The following is a 14,621-nucleotide window of genomic DNA, read 5'->3' as shown; positions in this document are numbered from 1 at the left end:
CGTGATCGCCGCCGTCAGCGTCGTCTTGCCGTGGTCAACGTGGCCAATCGTGCCAATGTTGCAGTGCGGCTTGTTACGTTCGAATTTCTCTTTGGCCATCGGGGTCCTGCCGGCGTTGCTTAAACTTTTGCGTCAAGGAGCTGGAGCGGGTAGCGGGAATCGAACCCGCATCCTCAGCTTGGAAGGCTGCTGCACTACCATTGTGCTATACCCGCCGATAGCCCCGAGCCGGGCGACCCCGGCTCGATATTCCGTTTAACGAACCGGCCGCCTTCCGGCGACCGGAGGCCGGGCAAGCCCGGTCGATCTACCCTTGCAACAACCCGGCCGCTTCACGGCGATCGGAGGGCGGGGTCGCCGCATCTCCTCAGGTTGCTTCTCACGGGCGCGTGGTGGGGGAAGTAGGACTCGAACCTACGAAGCCATTACAGCAGCGGATTTACAGTCCGCCCCCTTTGCCACTCGGGACATTCCCCCAGCGCGCTCGGAGCCAAAATGGGGCCTTCGGAGAAAAGGCTTCCGCCCGGGCGGGAGGGGAGCGTAAAGCGCCGGTCTCTCGTCCAGAATACGGCGGCCCACCGAGGGGGCCCCAAATCGGAGCGCGTCTTATAGTGGCCTCGTCCCGCGAACGCAACGACGCCCGAAAGGGCTGGAAATCGGCCCCCCGAACCCCGTCGAAACACGAGCTCCGGCCCGAGGCCAGACCCGAGGCGAAGACTCCCTCCCGCCCTCGCGGCGAGCGCCGGGGCGGTCCGCCCGCCGACGATTGGCTGTGGGGCTGGCACGCCGTGGAGGCGGCCCTGGCCAACCCCCGCCGCGGCCCACCCGTTCGGCTCGCCGCCACGCCGGACAGGGCGCGCCAGCTCGAATCGCGCTTCGGCCCCCTGAAAGCGCTGGAACTGCACGACTCCCACCGGATCGGGCTGATGCTGCCGCAGGGCGCGGTCCACCAGGGCGTCGCGCTGCGCCCCGCAGCGCTGGAGGACTCCGACCTGAGCGACTTCGACGTCCGCCCGGGCGCCGTGCTGTTGATGCTCGATCAGGTCACCGACCCGCAGAACGTGGGGGCGATCCTCCGCTCGGCCGCCGCCTTCGGCGTGACGGGCGTGATCCTGCAGGACCGAAACGCGCCCAAACTGACCGGCGCCCTCGCCAAGGCCGCCGCGGGCGCGGTTGAGAAGACGCCCATCGCGAGGGTCGTGAACCTGTCCCGGGCGCTGGAGGAGCTGTCGCGGCTGGGCTGGCGGAGCGTGGGCCTGGCCGGCGAGTCCGAGCGGACACTCGACGCGGCCCTGGACGGCTCGCCCACGGTGCTGGTCATGGGATCGGAGGGAGACGGGCTGCGCCGCCTCGTGGCCGAGCACTGCGACGAGTTGGCGAAGATTCCCATGCCCGGCGGCTTCGAGAGCCTGAACGTCTCGGCCGCAGCAGCCATCGCGCTGTACGAGGCCGCCCGCCCGCGTGAACGATGAGGCGGGGATGAACAGGTTGCGGCCGCGTCCCCGCTGTCGCATGGAGGCGAAATGCTCGCAGAACTGCTGACCCCCTCGGCCTTGTCGGCCCTGCTCCAGGTGTTGATGATCGACCTCGTCCTGGCCGGCGACAACGCCGTGGCCGTGGGCCTGGCCGCCGGTGGCCTACCGCCCGAGCAACGCAAGCGGGCGATCTTCTACGGACTGATCGCCGCCGTGGTGCTGCGGATCGGCTTTGCGCTGATCACCGCCCAGCTCCTGGGCATCGTGGGCCTGCTGTTGGCCGGCGGCGTTCTGCTGCTCTGGGTCTGCTGGAAGATGTGGCGCGAACTCCGCGACCAGGCGGCGCATGAGGAAGCCGCCGCCGAAGCGGTGCTGGACGACGATCCCACGACCGAGCCCTCTGCGGCCATCGCGGTCCGCCAGCCGAAGAAATTCCGCGACGCCTTCATCCAGATCCTGGTCGCCGACGTTTCGATGTCGCTGGACAACGTGCTGGCCGTGGCGGGCGCCGCGCGCGAGCATCCGGCCATCCTGGTGTTCGGCCTGCTGCTCTCCATCGCCCTGATGGGCGTGGCCGCCACATGGATCGCCCGTCTTCTGCACAAGCACCGCTGGATCGGCTACATCGGCCTGCTCATCGTGCTCTACGTGGCGCTGCACATGATGTGGGAAGGCCACCGCAGCGTGGTGGTCGATCTGGGTCAGACCCCGGCCTACAACGCCGTCATGCCGACCCCGCTGGATATCACGCCCGAGGAAGAGGCGCGGATTCTCGCGCACTGACGTATCCGGGGCGCTCCGGCTGGAGCGCCCCGGCCCGCATCAGAAGTCCACCTTCAGGGAGACCCAAAGCCGCCGGCCTTCCTGATTGTTGGTGTACTCGGGCGCATAGGCCACAGGGGTTCCGTACGGAAGTTGGCGGACGAAGTACTTGTCCAGCAGGTTGTAGATCGTCGCATTGAGCGTGACGTTCTCCCGCACCTCGAACGATCCCCCCAGGTGGAACACCGCATAGGCCTTGTAATCGCCGAGCGCCGTGCGGGCCGCACCCTCGCCCCGATACCGCTTGCTGCGGTATTCGCCGCGGACCCAGGTGTTCAGCCGGTCGTTCACGGCCCAGCGGACAGCGCCGTTCAGCATGTGCTTCGGGGTGTCGGTGAGAGGCAGGCCGGCCGAGGCGCCGCTCTTCTGCTCGCTGTCCGTGAAGGTGTAGTTGGCCTGCAGGCTCCAGTCCTCGGCGAACCGCCAGCGCGAGGCGATCTCCACCCCCCGCGTGACCGCCTTGTCGATGTTCACGCTCTGGCCGAACGTCGCGACCGTCGGGAAGAAGCCCACGTCCGTGCAGCCCGCCGGGCGGCCGCTTCCCGAGTCGTACTGGGCCTGCGTCAGTCCGAAGCTGCAGTTCGCCACCGGCTGGCCGCTTGCGATCTTGTCCTTGAAGTCGTTGTGGAACGCCGTGACGTTGGCGGTGAAGCCGTTCAGGTTGTCGAAGTAGATCGCGGCCTCGACGCTGGTGCTCGTCTCGGGCTTCAGCGTCGGAGTCCCGATCAGCGGCAGTCGACCCTGGTTCCCGAACCCGTTGATGCCGCTGGCGAGCTGTTCCAGCCGCGGCGTCTTGAAGCCCTGGCTGACGCCGCCCTTCACCGTCCAGTTCTCGTTGGCGTTCCACACGAGATAGCCGCGCGGGCTGAAATGCGAACCGAAGGTGCTGTGATCGTCGCGCCGGGCGCCCACGGTCAGGGCCAGCCCCTCGGTGAAGCGCCACTCGTCCTCGGCGAATACGGCCCATTGGGTGAACGCGAACGGCGCGGGCGCGACGCCGTCGACCATCTCGGCGTCCCAGTACTGGCCGCCCACGGTGAAGGTGTGGTTCCCCCAGCGCGAAAAGAGCTTGGAGTCGAAGATCGTGTTGACCGACTCCAGCGTCCGCGGCCCACCGGCGCCGGCGACGCCGTTGGGAATGATCCGGCCCTTGGTCTCGGTCTTGCCGCGGGAGATGTTGCTCTCCAGCACCCCGAACGGCAGCTTCCAGTCGTGGGCCAGCACATACTGGGTGCGGCTGAACTCCAGCGCATCGGCGTAGCCGCCCGCGGTCGTGTTGGTGCCGAGCTGAGAGGTCGAGTTGTCGTACCACTGCTCGGACCAGTCCACGTCCAGCCAGAGGTTGTGGTCCGGATGCGGGGTCAGGGTGAGCCGGCCGCCCGCGCTGCGCAGTTCGGCCCGCGTGGCGCTGCGCCCGAAGCCGGTGATCGGCGCGTTCGCCCCAGCGACGTTCTGGAAGGTCAGCTTCGAGGCCTGTCGGTTCGTGAACGATCCGCGGAGCGCCAGCCCCAGGAGCCCCGGCGCCACAGGGCCGGTCACATAGGCGTTGCCGCCGTAGAAGTTCCCGAACTCGCTGTTCTCCTGAAGCGTGCCATCCAGGGTGACCGAACCGGTCCAGCGCTCGCCGACCTTGCGGGTGATGATGTTCACCACCCCGCCCATGGCGTCCGAACCGTACAGGGTCGAGACGGGACCGCGCACCACCTCGATGCGCTCGATCGCCCCGATGGGAGGCAGGAAGCTGGTCGACGTCTCGCCGAAGCCGTTCGGCGTGACGCTGCCGGCCGTGTTCTGCCGCCGGCCGTCGACGAGGATCAGGGTGTAGTCACTGCCCATCCCGCGGATGTTGATGTTGAGGCCGCCGGTCTTGCCGACCGCCCCGCCGACATCGACGCCCTCCACCATCGACAGCGCCTCGGCGATGCTGGTCGCCCGCATCTGTTCCAGCTCAACGCGCGGCAGCACGGTGACGCTGGCCGGGGCCTGGGTCAGCTTCTGCTCGAAGCCGGCCGCGGTGACCACCAGGGCGTCGACCTCGGTCGCGGCGGACGCGTCCGCGCCACGATCCGCGGCGCTGACAGCCACCTGCGCCAGAGCCGCCTGGCCACCGAACACGACAAACGCCAGCGCGCTCGTCCCCAGGAGGACGCGCCGCAAACACGGACTCGACATGAATTATCCCCAACTCGCGACTAATAGTAAGTCGCATTAACAGCTTCGCCGTCGCCGTCAAAGTTTTTGCGATTCACTCGCAAATTGGAGATCGTTGGTCTTTAAGCCCTCAGGCGTCGGGTCCGCCGAACCGCTCGCGCCACTCCGCGACCTGGGCGTCCTCGATCTTGCGGAACAGCACCTCGGGCGCACGGATCGGCTGACCGGGCTCCAGCGCCGCCAACACGCCCTCGCCGTCCAGCGCCGGCCAGATCCCTGGAAACGGCTGGCCCAGGGCCTCGGCGATCTTCTCGGCGGCGAAGGGGATGAAAGGCTCGGACACCCGCGAGAACAGGGCCGCCAGATTCAGGCCGTAGCGCACCGCCACCGCCGCGCGATCACGGTCGGTCTTGATGGCCGTCCAAGGCGCCGCTTCGGTCAGATACTGATTGCCGAGCACCCAAAGCTGGCGCAGCGCGGTGGCGCTCTTGCGGAACTCGCGCTCCTCCATGAACCCGGTGAGTTCGCGCAACTTGGCCAGGACATCGGCTTCCAGCTTCTCGTCCAGGGCGCCCGGCTGGCCCCCCGCGGGGACGACGCCTTCGAACCGGCTCTCGGCGAACTTGCAGATGCGGTTGATGAAGTTGCCCAGCACGTCGGCCAGATCGGCGTTCACCTGCTCCCGGAACTGCTCCCAGGCGAAGGTGGAATCCGAAGTTTCCGGAACGTTGGCCATGATCCACCACCGCCAGTAGTCCGGCGGCAGCAGCTCCAGCGCATGGTCCATGAAGACGCCCCGTCCCTGCGACGTGGAGAATTTGCCACCGTAGTAGTCCAGCCAGTTGAAGCCCTTGAGTTCGTCCACCAGCTTCCACGGCGCGTTGTTGGCGACCGCCCAGTTCCCGCCAGCGTCCGTACGCTCGTTGACGCCGAGCAGCGTGCAGGGGAAGCCGACGGTGTGGAAGGGGACGTTGTCCTTGCCCATGAACTGGACGTACTTCACGTCGGCCGCTTCGGGCTGACGCCACCAGCGTTCCCATGCGGCGTCCGGCGCGGGCCCCTGCCCCGCTTCCTGGGCGCGGGCGTCCGCCCATTCCCAGGTCGCGCCGATGTAGCCGATCGGCGCGTCGAACCAGACGTAGAAGACCTTGCCGGCCAGACCTTCGATGTCGGGAAGCTGGCCCTCGGGATTGGGGCCCCACTCACGGGCGTTCACGGGCACGCCCCATTCCAGGTCGCGTGTGATCCCCCGGTCCTGCAAGCCTTCGTCCAGCCACTTGAGCGCGATCGAGGTGACCAGCAGCGGCCACGCGCCCCGCTTGCCGTCGATCCAATTGCGCAGCTTGCCGGCGAACACGCTCTGGCGGAGGAACAGGTGCTTGGCCCCCCGGATCTCGATGTCCGTCGAGCCCGACACCGCGGACCGGGGGTGCAGCAGGTCGGCAGGGTCCAGCACCCGCGTGCAGTTCTCGCACTGATCGCCGCGGGCGGCCTCGTAGCCGCAGTGCGGGCAGGTCCCGATGACGTAGCGGTCGGGCAGGAAACGCCGGTCGGCGTTGGAATAGACCTGCTGGGTGACCCGTTCCTCGATGAAACCCGCCTCCCAGAGCTGCTGGGCGAACTGCTGGGTGAGCCGACGATTCTGAGGTGAGGATGTCCGGCCGAAGTGGTCCCAGGACAGACCGAACGCGCGGCCCAGACGATGCTGGACCTCATGCTGCTCTGCGCAGAACGTGGCCGGGTCCTGGCCCTTCTCGGCGGCGGCCAGCTCGGTGGGGGTGCCATGCTCGTCGGTGGCGCAGATGTAGAGCGTCTCGCGCCCCCGCGACCTCTGGAACCGTGCGTACACATCCGCGGGCAGCATCGATCCGGCCAGCGTGCCCAGGTGCTTGACCCCGTTGATGTACGGCAGGGCCGAGGTGATGAGGATGCGGGACATGGGCGTGGGTCGATGGTCTTCTGGCGGCCGGTAAGGACACGCGGCTTACAGGGCCGTGCCCTGGATCGCCATAGTCGTCGTTGCAAGAAACGCTCGCGCCGAGGGTCCATATCGCGTCAAACTCGCCTGAGGGGCGAGCGGCGGCCTATCGAGTCGCCAGCGATCTCATGTGTCCGCCCCGAGGGAGGAAGACATGCGAACGTCCATAGTGGCGGCAGGCTTCGCGGCCTGCTTCATCCTGTCGGGCTGCGGCCAGAACGAACCCGCCGCGGAGCCCGCGCCGGCCGCCGAATCTCCGAAGAAGTCCCTCGCGCGGCAGGCGCCGATGTACGCAGGCCAGGAACAGGTTCTTTCGATCCAGTCGGGCGGCGTCAAACCGGCGTCCGGGGGCGGCGTGGACCTGGAGGTCAAGGCCTCCACCGACGGCGCCGGCTGGACTCAGGTGGGCTTCCTGCCCCGGGTGTATGCGGCCACGCCGCCCGACGGGATCTACGAGGTCGACGTGGTGGCCCAGAAACCCGCAACCCCCGGCGCGGCCGGCCCGACGCCGGTCGAGGTGAAGAGCGCCTGGGACCGGTACACCGACGGCCGGGTGAAGGGGGTGAAGTTCATCTCCAAGACCAACGAGGTCGTCGCCATGCTGCCAACGGGTCCGTGACTTCGGGAGGCCGGTGACTTCGGGCGTCCCGCCGCACCGCGGCGGGCCGTTCCGGAGTTCAGAGCGGTCCCTTGAAGACGAAGAACGCGCCCAGGGCGATGAACCCGAAACCCACGGCATGGTTGAGGGTGAATTTCTCGCCCAGGTAGGTCACCGAGAAGACTGCGAAGACCGCCAGGGTGATGACTTCCTGCATCGCCTTCAACTCGGCGGGATCATAGACCTGCCGGCCGATGCGGTTGGCCGGAACGGCCAGCCAGTATTCGAAGAACGCGATCCCCCAACTCACCATCACGATGGCCCAGAGCGGTCCGCGGTCGACCTTCAGGTGCCCGTACCAGGCGAAGGTCATGAACACGTTCGAGGCGATCAGAAGCAGGATGGGGGCGATCGCGGTCCAGGGGGCGGTCATGGTCGATTCGCGCTTAACGTGGCTTCGAAGCGACCTATAACCTGCGCCGGCGACGATTGGGGGAACCGTATAGATGACGTCCTGGTGGAAGTGGGTCGGTGTGGCTACGGCCCTGGCGGTCGCGGCATGCAGTCCGCAAGGCGACAAGGCCGGCGACACGCTGCGCATCTACAACTGGTCCGACTACATCGACCCCGAACTTCTGACCGAGTTCACGAAGGAGACGGGGATCAAGGTCGTCTACGACACCTTCGACTCCAACGAAGTGCTCGAGACCAAGATGCTGCAAGGCGGCACCGGTTACGATCTCGTCGTCCCATCCAACCACAACCTGCCGCGTTACATCACCGCCGGCGCGATCCAGAAGCTGGACATGGCCCAGCTTCCCGGCCTCGAAAAACTCTCACCCGACCTGATGAAGCATCTGGCGGCCTTCGATCCGGGCCATGAGTACGCCGTGCCCTACATGCAGGGCACGGTCGGCATCGGCTACAACGTCGACGCCGTCGCCAAGCGCCTGCCCGGCGTGAAGATCGACAGCTGGAAGGTGGTGTTCGACCCGGCGAACCTGGCGAAACTGAAGGACTGTGGCGTCTACTTCCTCGACGCGCCCGAGGATATGTACGCGGTGGCGCTCAATTATCTGGGCAAGGACCCCAATTCCACATCGCCGGCCGACTACCAGGCCGCAACCCAGATGTTGATGAAAGTCCGCCCCTCGGTGCGGAAATTCCATTCGTCCGAATACATCGACGCCCTGGCCAACGGAGACATCTGCGTCGCCGTGGGCTACTCGGGTGACGTGCTTCAGGCGCGCGACCGCGCCGACGAGGCCAAGAACGGGGTCAAGGTGGCCTATGCCGTCCCGAGGGAAGGCAGCCAGGTCTGGTTCGACGTCTTCACGATCCCCAAGGATGCGCCGAACACGACGGCCGCCCACCGGTTCATGACCTTCATGCTGCGACCCGAAATCATCGCCCGCGCCTCCAACTTCACCCAGTACGCCAACGCAAACGATGCCGCGACGCCGATGGTGGACGAGGAGATCCGCAACGATCCCAACGTCTACCCCACGCCCGAGGTCGCCCAGCGCCTGTTCGTCACCACCACCAAGGACCCCGAACTGCTGCGCGAGGTGAACCGCCAGTGGACCCGGGTGCTGACCGGACGTTGAGCGTCCGGCCCCAGATCGGGGGGATCCGCGACACGTTCGCGCCGTGGGAGGACGCCACGGCGCGGCCTCTCGTCCGTTTTGATCACGTATCGAAGGCGTTCGGCGGGGTAAGCGCGGTCGATGGCGTGGACGTGTCCATCTACGAGCGCGAGTTCTTCGCCCTCCTCGGTCCCTCGGGTTGCGGCAAGACCACCCTCATGCGCCTGCTGGCCGGGTTCGAGACGCCCGACGCCGGACGCATTCTGCTGGAAGGCCGGGATATCCAGGACGATCCGCCCCACCGGCGCCCCGTCCATATGATGTTTCAGGCCTACGCCCTCTTCCCGCACCTGAACGTCGCCCAGAACATCGCCTTCGGCCTGAAGCGCCAGGGGCTGGGCAAGGCCGACTCCGCCGCCCGCGTGGAGGAGATGCTGGCGCTCGTGCGGCTCGAGGGCCTGGGCCGGCGGCGCATCGACCAGCTTTCGGGGGGCCAGCGCCAGCGGGTCGCCCTCGCGCGCGCGATCGCGCCCAGGCCGCGCATCCTGCTGCTGGACGAACCGATGGCGGCCCTGGACAAGAAGCTGCGCGAAGAGACCCAGTTCGAACTGATGTCGCTTCAGCAGTCGCTGGGCATGACGTTCATGATCGTCACCCACGATCAGGACGAGGCCATGGTCGTGGCCGACCGGATCGCGGTGATGCGCGAAGGCCGGATCGTTCAGGTGGGCCGCCCGGCCGAGATCTACGAGGCGCCCGCCGACCGCTACGTCGCGGGCTTCATCGGCGACATCAACCTGTTCGAGGCGCGGGTGACCCACTCCGAGAACGGGCGCGTGAAACTGGCCTCGGACGAGGGCCTGTTCGAGGCCGAGGGCGCCGGTCCGGTGGGCAAAACCGCGTGGGTGGCCGTGCGGCCGGAGAAGATCACCGTCCTGACCGAACGCCCCGCGGACCTCGACCGGGATGCGCCCAACGTGGTCCGCGGCGAGATCCACGACTACGGTTATCTGGGCGACTGGACGACCTACATGGTCCGCATGGCCTCCGGCCGCACGCTCCGGGCCGCCCGGGCAAACGCGACCCGGGCGCTGGACCGGCCCCTGGGTGTCGGCGACGCGGTCTGGCTCGCCTTCCAACCGACCAGCGCGGTGGTGCTCACCCGATGAGCGGCGGTCGGTCCCGGCTGGCGGCCATCCTGCCGCTGCTCTGGGTGGCGGTGTTCTTCGCCTTCCCCTTCGCCCTCGTCGCCAAGCTCTCGCTGTCGGACAGCGTGCTGGCCATGCCGCCCTATGCGCCCCGCATCGACTGGAGCCAGGGCTTCGAGGGCGTCCGCGCCTTCCTCGCCGGCCTGGATGGCGAAACCTACGCACGGCTGGTCAAGGATCGCCTCTATCTCGACGCCTATCTTTCGAGCCTGCGGCTGGCGGCGACCGGCACGGGCCTCCTGCTGCTGATCGGCTATCCCATCGCCTACGGCATCGCCCGCTGCCGGCCCGGCGTGCGCGAGGCGCTGGTGATGGCGGTGATCCTGCCGTTCTGGACCAGCTTCCTGATCCGCATCTACGCCTGGATCGCGATCCTGAAGCCGGCGGGCGTCCTGAACGCGGCGCTCGGCGCGCTGGGCCTTCCTCCCGTGGACATCCTGAACACCGAGACCGCGGTCCTGCTGGGCCTGGTCTACGCCTACCTGCCCTTCATGGTGCTGCCGCTCTACGCGGTGCTGGAGCGACAGGACGAGAGCCTGATCGAGGCGGCCCAGGACCTCGGCGCAACGCCACTCCAGGCCTTCTGGCGCGTAACCCTGCCGATCTCGATCCCGGGCGCCGCGGCGGGCGCGTTGCTCTGCTTCATCCCGATGGCGGGAGAGTTCGTGATCCCTGACCTCATGGGCGGCTCCGAGACCCTGATGCTGGGCCGGGTGATCTGGACCGAATTCTTCGCCAACCGCGACTGGCCGGCGGCCTCGGCCGTGGCGATCGTGCTTCTCGCCACCCTGATCGTCCCCATCCTGCTGTTCGAACGCCAGCAGTCGAAGGTGCTGAAATGACACGGACGCGGGAGCCATGAGACTGGAGCCATGAGACGGGGCCCCTCCGCCTTCAACATCGCCTCGGTGGCGCTGGGCCTCGTGTTCCTCTACGCGCCCATCGTCGTGCTGGTGATCTACTCCTTCAACGACAGCCGCTCGGTGGCCGTGTGGGGCGGCTTCTCCACGCGCTGGTACGCCGCGCTGTTCCGCGACCAGCAGCTCCTGGACGCGATCGGCGTGACCCTTCGCGTCGGCGCCATATCGGCCACCCTGGCGACACTGGTCGGCACGATGGCGGCGGTGGCCCTGGTGCGCGGCGGGCGATTCCGCGGACGCACGGCCCTTGCAGGCGGGGTCTACGCTACGCTGGTGATGCCCGAGGTGATCCTGGGCCTGTCGCTGCTGTTCCTGTTCGTCTCGCTGGGCCTGCCGCGCGGCTTCTGGACGGTCACGCTCAGCCACGCGACCCTGACCCTCGCCTACGCCACGGTGGTGATCCAAGCCCGGCTGGCCACCTTCGACCCCGCGCTGGAGGAGGCGGCCCAGGACCTGGGCTGCCCACCGTGGAAAGCTTTCATGCTGGTGACCCTGCCCGGGATCGCACCGGCGGTGGCGGCGGCCTGGATACTGGCCTTCACGCTCTCGCTCGACGATCTGGTGATCGCGAGCTTCACTTCCGGACCCGGCGCCACCACCCTGCCGATGCGGCTCTACAGCGCCGTGCGCCTGGGCGTGGACCCGAAGATCAACGCGGTCTCGACCCTGCTGATCGGCCTCGTCGCCACCGGCGTCGTCGCCGCCTATCTGGTCCAGCAGCGCCGCCGCGCCCGCAACTGATCCGTGTCGACGAACGCGCCTCAGGCGATCCGACCAGCGACATTGTGACCCTTACGCGTCACCGGCCGAACCGCCTGGGCCAGCGCCCTTCCCCCGAAGGGCGCCGTTTCGCCCGGCCGCACCCCCATGCCGCCGGGCCGCCGGATGCTGCGTCCCGTCTCGAAACAAACATCCGGCCTGTACCCGGCAGGGTGCAAAAGGCAGGCAATTCGCGCTCTGCGCGCCGTGGGCGCAGTGAGGACCGCGAGCGCAACGGCCGTCTAAAGCGACGGAACGCGATCGAACCAGGGCCGCGTCGCTTCCAATTGCCCGGCCAGCCGGAACAGCGTGCTCTCGTCGCCCATCGGCGCGACGAACTGAATGCCGATCGGCAGGCCGCCGGAACTCCAGGCCAGGGGAACGGTCATGGCCGGCTGGCCCGAATTGTTGAAGGCCTGGGTGTTGGGCATGAAGCCGAACAGCCGCTCGACCGTCAGCTTCGGGTCTTCGAACAGATGGCCCAGCGGGATAGCCGGCCGCCCCAGGGTGGCCAGAAGGAAGACATCGCAGCGTTCGAACACCTGCGCCGCCGCCCGCCCATAGGCGTGAACGACCTGCACCGCGCGGACGTACTCGGGCCCCGAGGTCGCCTTCCCGCGACGATAGATGCCGTGGGTCGCGGATTCGATCTCGCCGTCCGCCAGCGGCCGGCCCCGCCGCTCGCACTCGGCGTCGATGCTGGCCGCCACACTGGCCCACAGGATCGTGCGCGCCGCCGCCTGCATGGCGGCGTGGTCTCCGGGCAGTTCCGCCGGCTCGACGAGATGGCCCAGGCTCTCGCACAGGCGCGCGGCGTCGCGCACGGCCTCCGCCACCTCGGGATCCAGCGCCGCGCCCAACGTCAGAGCCTTGTCGGTGAAGCCGATGCGCAGCTTGCCCGGATCGCGCCCCACCTCCTGGGCGTAAGGGCGCTCGGGCGGCGCCAGGAAGTAGGGATCGCCCGCCTGCGGCGCGCAGGTCGCGTCCAGCAGGACGGCGCTGTCGCGCACCGAACGCGTCACGGCATGAGGGATCGAAGCGCCCGCCCAGCCCTCGCCCGCCGGCGCGAACGAGACGCGGCCGCGCGAAGGCTTCAGCCCGAACAGGCCGCAGCAGGCGGCGGGAATGCGGATCGAACCGCCGCCGTCCGTGGCGTGGGCCGCCGGCACGATGCCCGCCGACACGGCGGCCGCGGCCCCGCCGGACGAACCGCCCGGCGTGAGCGACAGGTTCCAGGGATTGCGGCAGGCGCCCAGCAGGTCCGACTCGGTCACCGGCCAGATCCCGAACTCCGGCGTATTGGTCTTGCCGAAGATGTTGAGGCCGGCCGTTCTGTAGAGGCGGGTCATCGAACTGTCCGCCGCCGCGGGCGCATCGGCGAACAGGCGCGAACCGAACGTCGTCGGAATTCCACCCCAGTGCGAACCCAGGTCCTTCAGCAGATAGGGCACGCCTGCGAGCGGTCCGGAGGCCGACGGCCCCGAAAACGGCAGCTGTGCGCGGGCGATATCGGTCATGTCGCGGGTCACCGCGTTGATCTTGGGATTCACCTCGGCCATGCGGGCGGCCGCCGCGTCCAGCAGTTCTCCGACCGTCACCTCGCCCGTCGCCACCAGCGCCGCCAGCCCCACCGCGTCGTGCGCCCGATACTCGTCAAACCGCATGGCGGTCTCCTCCCGACCTCGTCCGGTCCTAGCCCGACCATAGCGTTCCCGGGCGGCCTCGCGAGTCCTCGCGATGGATCGTCCACCGCGCGACGCCTGGCTTACGGCGAAGGCCCGCTCGACCGAGGCTTGCCCCTGGACCGCCCCCGTGGCATCGGGGCGCCCATCGACGACGCCGGATTAGCTCAGCTGGTAGAGCAGCGGTTTTGTAAACCGAAGGTCGCGGGTTCGAGCCCTGCATCCGGCACCATCACCCCTCCGGCCCTCTGGCGGCGACCATGCGCATCTTTATCGACGCCGACGCCTGCCCGGTGAAGGACGAGACCTACAAGGTCGCAGCCCGCTATGGGCTCAAGGTGTTCGTGGTGGCGAACAGCTTCATCCGGGTCCCGGCCTCGCCGCTGATCGAACTGAGGGTGGTGGACTCGGGCCCCGACGTGGCCGACGACTGGATCGCCGGGGAGACCCAGCCTGGCGACATCGCGGTCACCAACGACATCCCCCTGGCAGACCGGGTGCTCAAGGCCGGCGGCGCGGCCATCGCGCCGAACGGTCGGGCCTTCACCCAGGACTCCATCGGATCGGCGCTGGCCCAGCGGTCGATCATGGAGCACATCCGATCCACCGGCGAGGCGACCGGCGGGCCGCCTCCGTTCGCCCCTGCCGACCGTTCGCGCTTCCTCCAGGCGCTGGACGAGACGGTGAACCGTATCCGGCGGACCCGGCGCTGAAGCGCCCTTGCATCGTCGGAGACAGGCGCTAACTAGCGTCGCAACGCCCCATCTGGAGAGCCTGCATGCGCCCGGGTCCTATCCTCGCCGCCGCCCTGACCGTATTGGCGGCCGCCTGCGGGCAGTCTCCGGAAAAGGCCGACGGCGCAGCCGCTCCGGCCCCGAAGCTGACCGACGCCGAGAAGCAGGCGATCCTGGCCGCCTATCCCGCCCCCTACAACACAGCCGACCTGGCCAACGGCAAGGCCAAGTTCGCGCTGTGCCAGTCGTGCCATACGGTCACCGACGGCGGCTCCAACATGACCGGTCCCAACCTGCATGGCGTGTTCGGCCAGCCCGCCGCAAACAAGGCGGGCTACAAGTACTCGGACGCCTTGAAAGCCACCGGCTTCATCTGGGACGCCACGCACCTCGACAACTGGCTCGACAAACCCCAGACCTATGTGCCCGGCACCAAGATGTCGTTCGCCGGCGTACATGATCCCAAGGATCGCGCGGACCTGATCGCCTACCTCATGGTCGAGACCGGCTATCGCGCCCAATAGTCCCCGGACGCCGCGCCACGTTCGGGCGAATTCCGGGCAAGACAACCTTGACGAGAATGCATTGCGTGCGCATTCTTTCCGTGTCCACAGACGAGCATCTGCGCGACACCCTTCCAAATGGCTGCGCGAACGCAGCCGGCTGGGCCCAGGGACCTGACACCCCCTTTGATTCAGGTTCCCTGGC

Annotated in this window: 14 protein-coding genes and 3 tRNA genes; 10 read left to right on the top strand and 7 right to left on the bottom strand. The window is 68.1% G+C overall.

The features are described from left to right. The 3 genes from ABS78_RS20325 to ABS78_RS20315 form a co-directional block, all read right to left on the bottom strand. Nucleotides 1-99: GTP-binding protein (locus ABS78_RS20325; RefSeq protein WP_199225306.1), on the bottom strand; the 99-nt coding region annotated here is incomplete at its 3' end. 42 nt (nucleotides 100-141) lie between these two features. Beyond that, a tRNA-Gly gene (locus ABS78_RS20320) sits at nucleotides 142-215 on the bottom strand. A 175-nt stretch (nucleotides 216-390) separates the two neighbouring features. Continuing rightward, nucleotides 391-477 (bottom strand) — tRNA-Tyr (locus ABS78_RS20315). A 134-nt stretch (nucleotides 478-611) separates the two neighbouring features. Here ABS78_RS20315 and rlmB point away from each other — a divergent pair. Then, nucleotides 612-1,472 (top strand): 23S rRNA (guanosine(2251)-2'-O)-methyltransferase RlmB, encoded by an 861-nt coding sequence (rlmB, locus tag ABS78_RS20310; protein WP_293383797.1) that lies wholly within the window; start codon nucleotides 612-614, stop codon nucleotides 1,470-1,472. A gap of 51 nt (nucleotides 1,473-1,523) precedes the next feature. Then, nucleotides 1,524-2,258, top strand: a complete 735-nt coding sequence (locus tag ABS78_RS20305; RefSeq protein WP_293383794.1) for a TerC family protein — start codon at nucleotides 1,524-1,526, stop codon at nucleotides 2,256-2,258. A gap of 39 nt (nucleotides 2,259-2,297) precedes the next feature. Here ABS78_RS20305 and ABS78_RS20300 read toward each other — a convergent pair whose 3' ends face one another. Further along, on the bottom strand, nucleotides 2,298-4,469 hold the full coding sequence (locus ABS78_RS20300) for a TonB-dependent receptor (protein ID WP_293383791.1): 2,172 nt from the start codon (nucleotides 4,467-4,469) through the stop codon (nucleotides 2,298-2,300). A 109-nt stretch (nucleotides 4,470-4,578) separates the two neighbouring features. Continuing rightward, a complete protein-coding gene (metG, locus tag ABS78_RS20295) occupies nucleotides 4,579-6,387 on the bottom strand; it encodes a methionine--tRNA ligase (RefSeq protein ID WP_293383788.1) in 1,809 nt (602 codons plus the stop codon). A gap of 193 nt (nucleotides 6,388-6,580) precedes the next feature. Here metG and ABS78_RS20290 point away from each other — a divergent pair, with 193 nt between their 5' ends. After that, the gene (locus tag ABS78_RS20290; protein WP_293383785.1) at nucleotides 6,581-7,045 is read left to right on the top strand and encodes a hypothetical protein; all 465 of its coding nucleotides are present in this window, start codon (nucleotides 6,581-6,583) and stop codon (nucleotides 7,043-7,045) included. A gap of 58 nt (nucleotides 7,046-7,103) precedes the next feature. Here ABS78_RS20290 and ABS78_RS20285 read toward each other — a convergent pair whose 3' ends face one another. Beyond that, nucleotides 7,104-7,457: a DMT family protein gene (locus ABS78_RS20285; RefSeq protein WP_293383782.1), complete on the bottom strand. Its 354-nt coding sequence runs from the start codon at nucleotides 7,455-7,457 to the stop codon at nucleotides 7,104-7,106. A gap of 73 nt (nucleotides 7,458-7,530) precedes the next feature. Between ABS78_RS20285 and ABS78_RS20280 the strand changes: the two genes are divergently transcribed. The 4 genes from ABS78_RS20280 to ABS78_RS20265 are packed head-to-tail and all read left to right on the top strand — an operon-like array spanning nucleotide 7,531 to nucleotide 11,479. Beyond that, nucleotides 7,531-8,631, top strand: a complete 1,101-nt coding sequence (locus ABS78_RS20280) for a polyamine ABC transporter substrate-binding protein (RefSeq protein WP_293383779.1) — start codon at nucleotides 7,531-7,533, stop codon at nucleotides 8,629-8,631. Beyond that, complete coding sequence (locus tag ABS78_RS20275) at nucleotides 8,628-9,779, top strand: ABC transporter ATP-binding protein (protein WP_293383776.1); 1,152 nt, start codon at nucleotides 8,628-8,630, stop codon at nucleotides 9,777-9,779. Before ABS78_RS20280 ends, ABS78_RS20275 begins: the two co-directional genes overlap by 4 nt. Further along, complete coding sequence (locus ABS78_RS20270; protein ID WP_293383773.1) at nucleotides 9,776-10,660, top strand: ABC transporter permease subunit; 885 nt, start codon at nucleotides 9,776-9,778, stop codon at nucleotides 10,658-10,660. Before ABS78_RS20275 ends, ABS78_RS20270 begins: the two co-directional genes overlap by 4 nt. A 30-nt stretch (nucleotides 10,661-10,690) precedes the next feature. Then, nucleotides 10,691-11,479, top strand: a complete 789-nt coding sequence (locus ABS78_RS20265) for an ABC transporter permease (RefSeq protein WP_293383770.1) — start codon at nucleotides 10,691-10,693, stop codon at nucleotides 11,477-11,479. 260 nt (nucleotides 11,480-11,739) lie between these two features. Here the strand turns inward: ABS78_RS20265 and ABS78_RS20260 are convergent, their stop codons facing one another. Continuing rightward, nucleotides 11,740-13,161 carry an amidase gene (locus tag ABS78_RS20260; RefSeq protein WP_293383767.1) on the bottom strand — a complete coding sequence of 474 codons (1,422 nt, stop codon included), beginning with the start codon at nucleotides 13,159-13,161 and terminating at the stop codon, nucleotides 11,740-11,742. Nucleotides 13,162-13,335: 174 nt separating this feature from the next. On the opposite strand from ABS78_RS20260, the gene ABS78_RS20255 reads away from it, so the two are divergent. The 3 genes from ABS78_RS20255 (at nucleotide 13,336) to ABS78_RS20245 (ending at nucleotide 14,437) form a co-directional block, all read left to right on the top strand. Then, nucleotides 13,336-13,411: transfer RNA gene (locus ABS78_RS20255), tRNA-Thr, on the top strand. Between the two features lie 16 nt (nucleotides 13,412-13,427). Next, nucleotides 13,428-13,892 (top strand): YaiI/YqxD family protein, encoded by a 465-nt coding sequence (locus tag ABS78_RS20250; protein ID WP_293383806.1) that lies wholly within the window; start codon nucleotides 13,428-13,430, stop codon nucleotides 13,890-13,892. Between the two features lie 65 nt (nucleotides 13,893-13,957). Beyond that, entirely contained in the window at nucleotides 13,958-14,437 is a 480-nt protein-coding gene (locus ABS78_RS20245) for a cytochrome c family protein (protein WP_293383764.1), read from the top strand. Nucleotides 14,438-14,621 lie beyond the last annotated feature (184 nt).

It is taken from the genome of Phenylobacterium sp. SCN 70-31, from assembly GCF_001724605.1.
In the GTDB taxonomy this organism is placed as follows: domain Bacteria; phylum Pseudomonadota; class Alphaproteobacteria; order Caulobacterales; family Caulobacteraceae; genus Phenylobacterium.
This window is presented reverse-complemented; position numbering and strand designations above follow the sequence as displayed.

Excerpts from the sequence above, each read along its gene's own strand:
- ABS78_RS20290 (WP_293383785.1), top strand. The coding sequence starts at position 6,581 with ATGCGAACGTCCATAGTGGCGGCAGGCTTCGCGGCCTGCTTCATCCTG.
- ABS78_RS20305 (WP_293383794.1), top strand. The coding sequence starts at position 1,524 with ATGCTCGCAGAACTGCTGACCCCCTCGGCCTTGTCGGCCCTGCTCCAG.
- ABS78_RS20270 (WP_293383773.1), top strand. The coding sequence starts at position 9,776 with ATGAGCGGCGGTCGGTCCCGGCTGGCGGCCATCCTGCCGCTGCTCTGG.
- ABS78_RS20265 (WP_293383770.1), top strand. The coding sequence starts at position 10,691 with ATGAGACGGGGCCCCTCCGCCTTCAACATCGCCTCGGTGGCGCTGGGC.
- ABS78_RS20260 (WP_293383767.1), bottom strand. The coding sequence starts at position 13,161 with ATGCGGTTTGACGAGTATCGGGCGCACGACGCGGTGGGGCTGGCGGCG.
- ABS78_RS20285 (WP_293383782.1), bottom strand. The coding sequence starts at position 7,457 with ATGACCGCCCCCTGGACCGCGATCGCCCCCATCCTGCTTCTGATCGCC.
- ABS78_RS20280 (WP_293383779.1), top strand. The coding sequence starts at position 7,531 with ATGACGTCCTGGTGGAAGTGGGTCGGTGTGGCTACGGCCCTGGCGGTC.
- ABS78_RS20300 (WP_293383791.1), bottom strand. The coding sequence starts at position 4,469 with ATGTCGAGTCCGTGTTTGCGGCGCGTCCTCCTGGGGACGAGCGCGCTG.
- ABS78_RS20245 (WP_293383764.1), top strand. The coding sequence starts at position 13,958 with ATGCGCCCGGGTCCTATCCTCGCCGCCGCCCTGACCGTATTGGCGGCC.
- metG (WP_293383788.1), bottom strand. The coding sequence starts at position 6,387 with ATGTCCCGCATCCTCATCACCTCGGCCCTGCCGTACATCAACGGGGTC.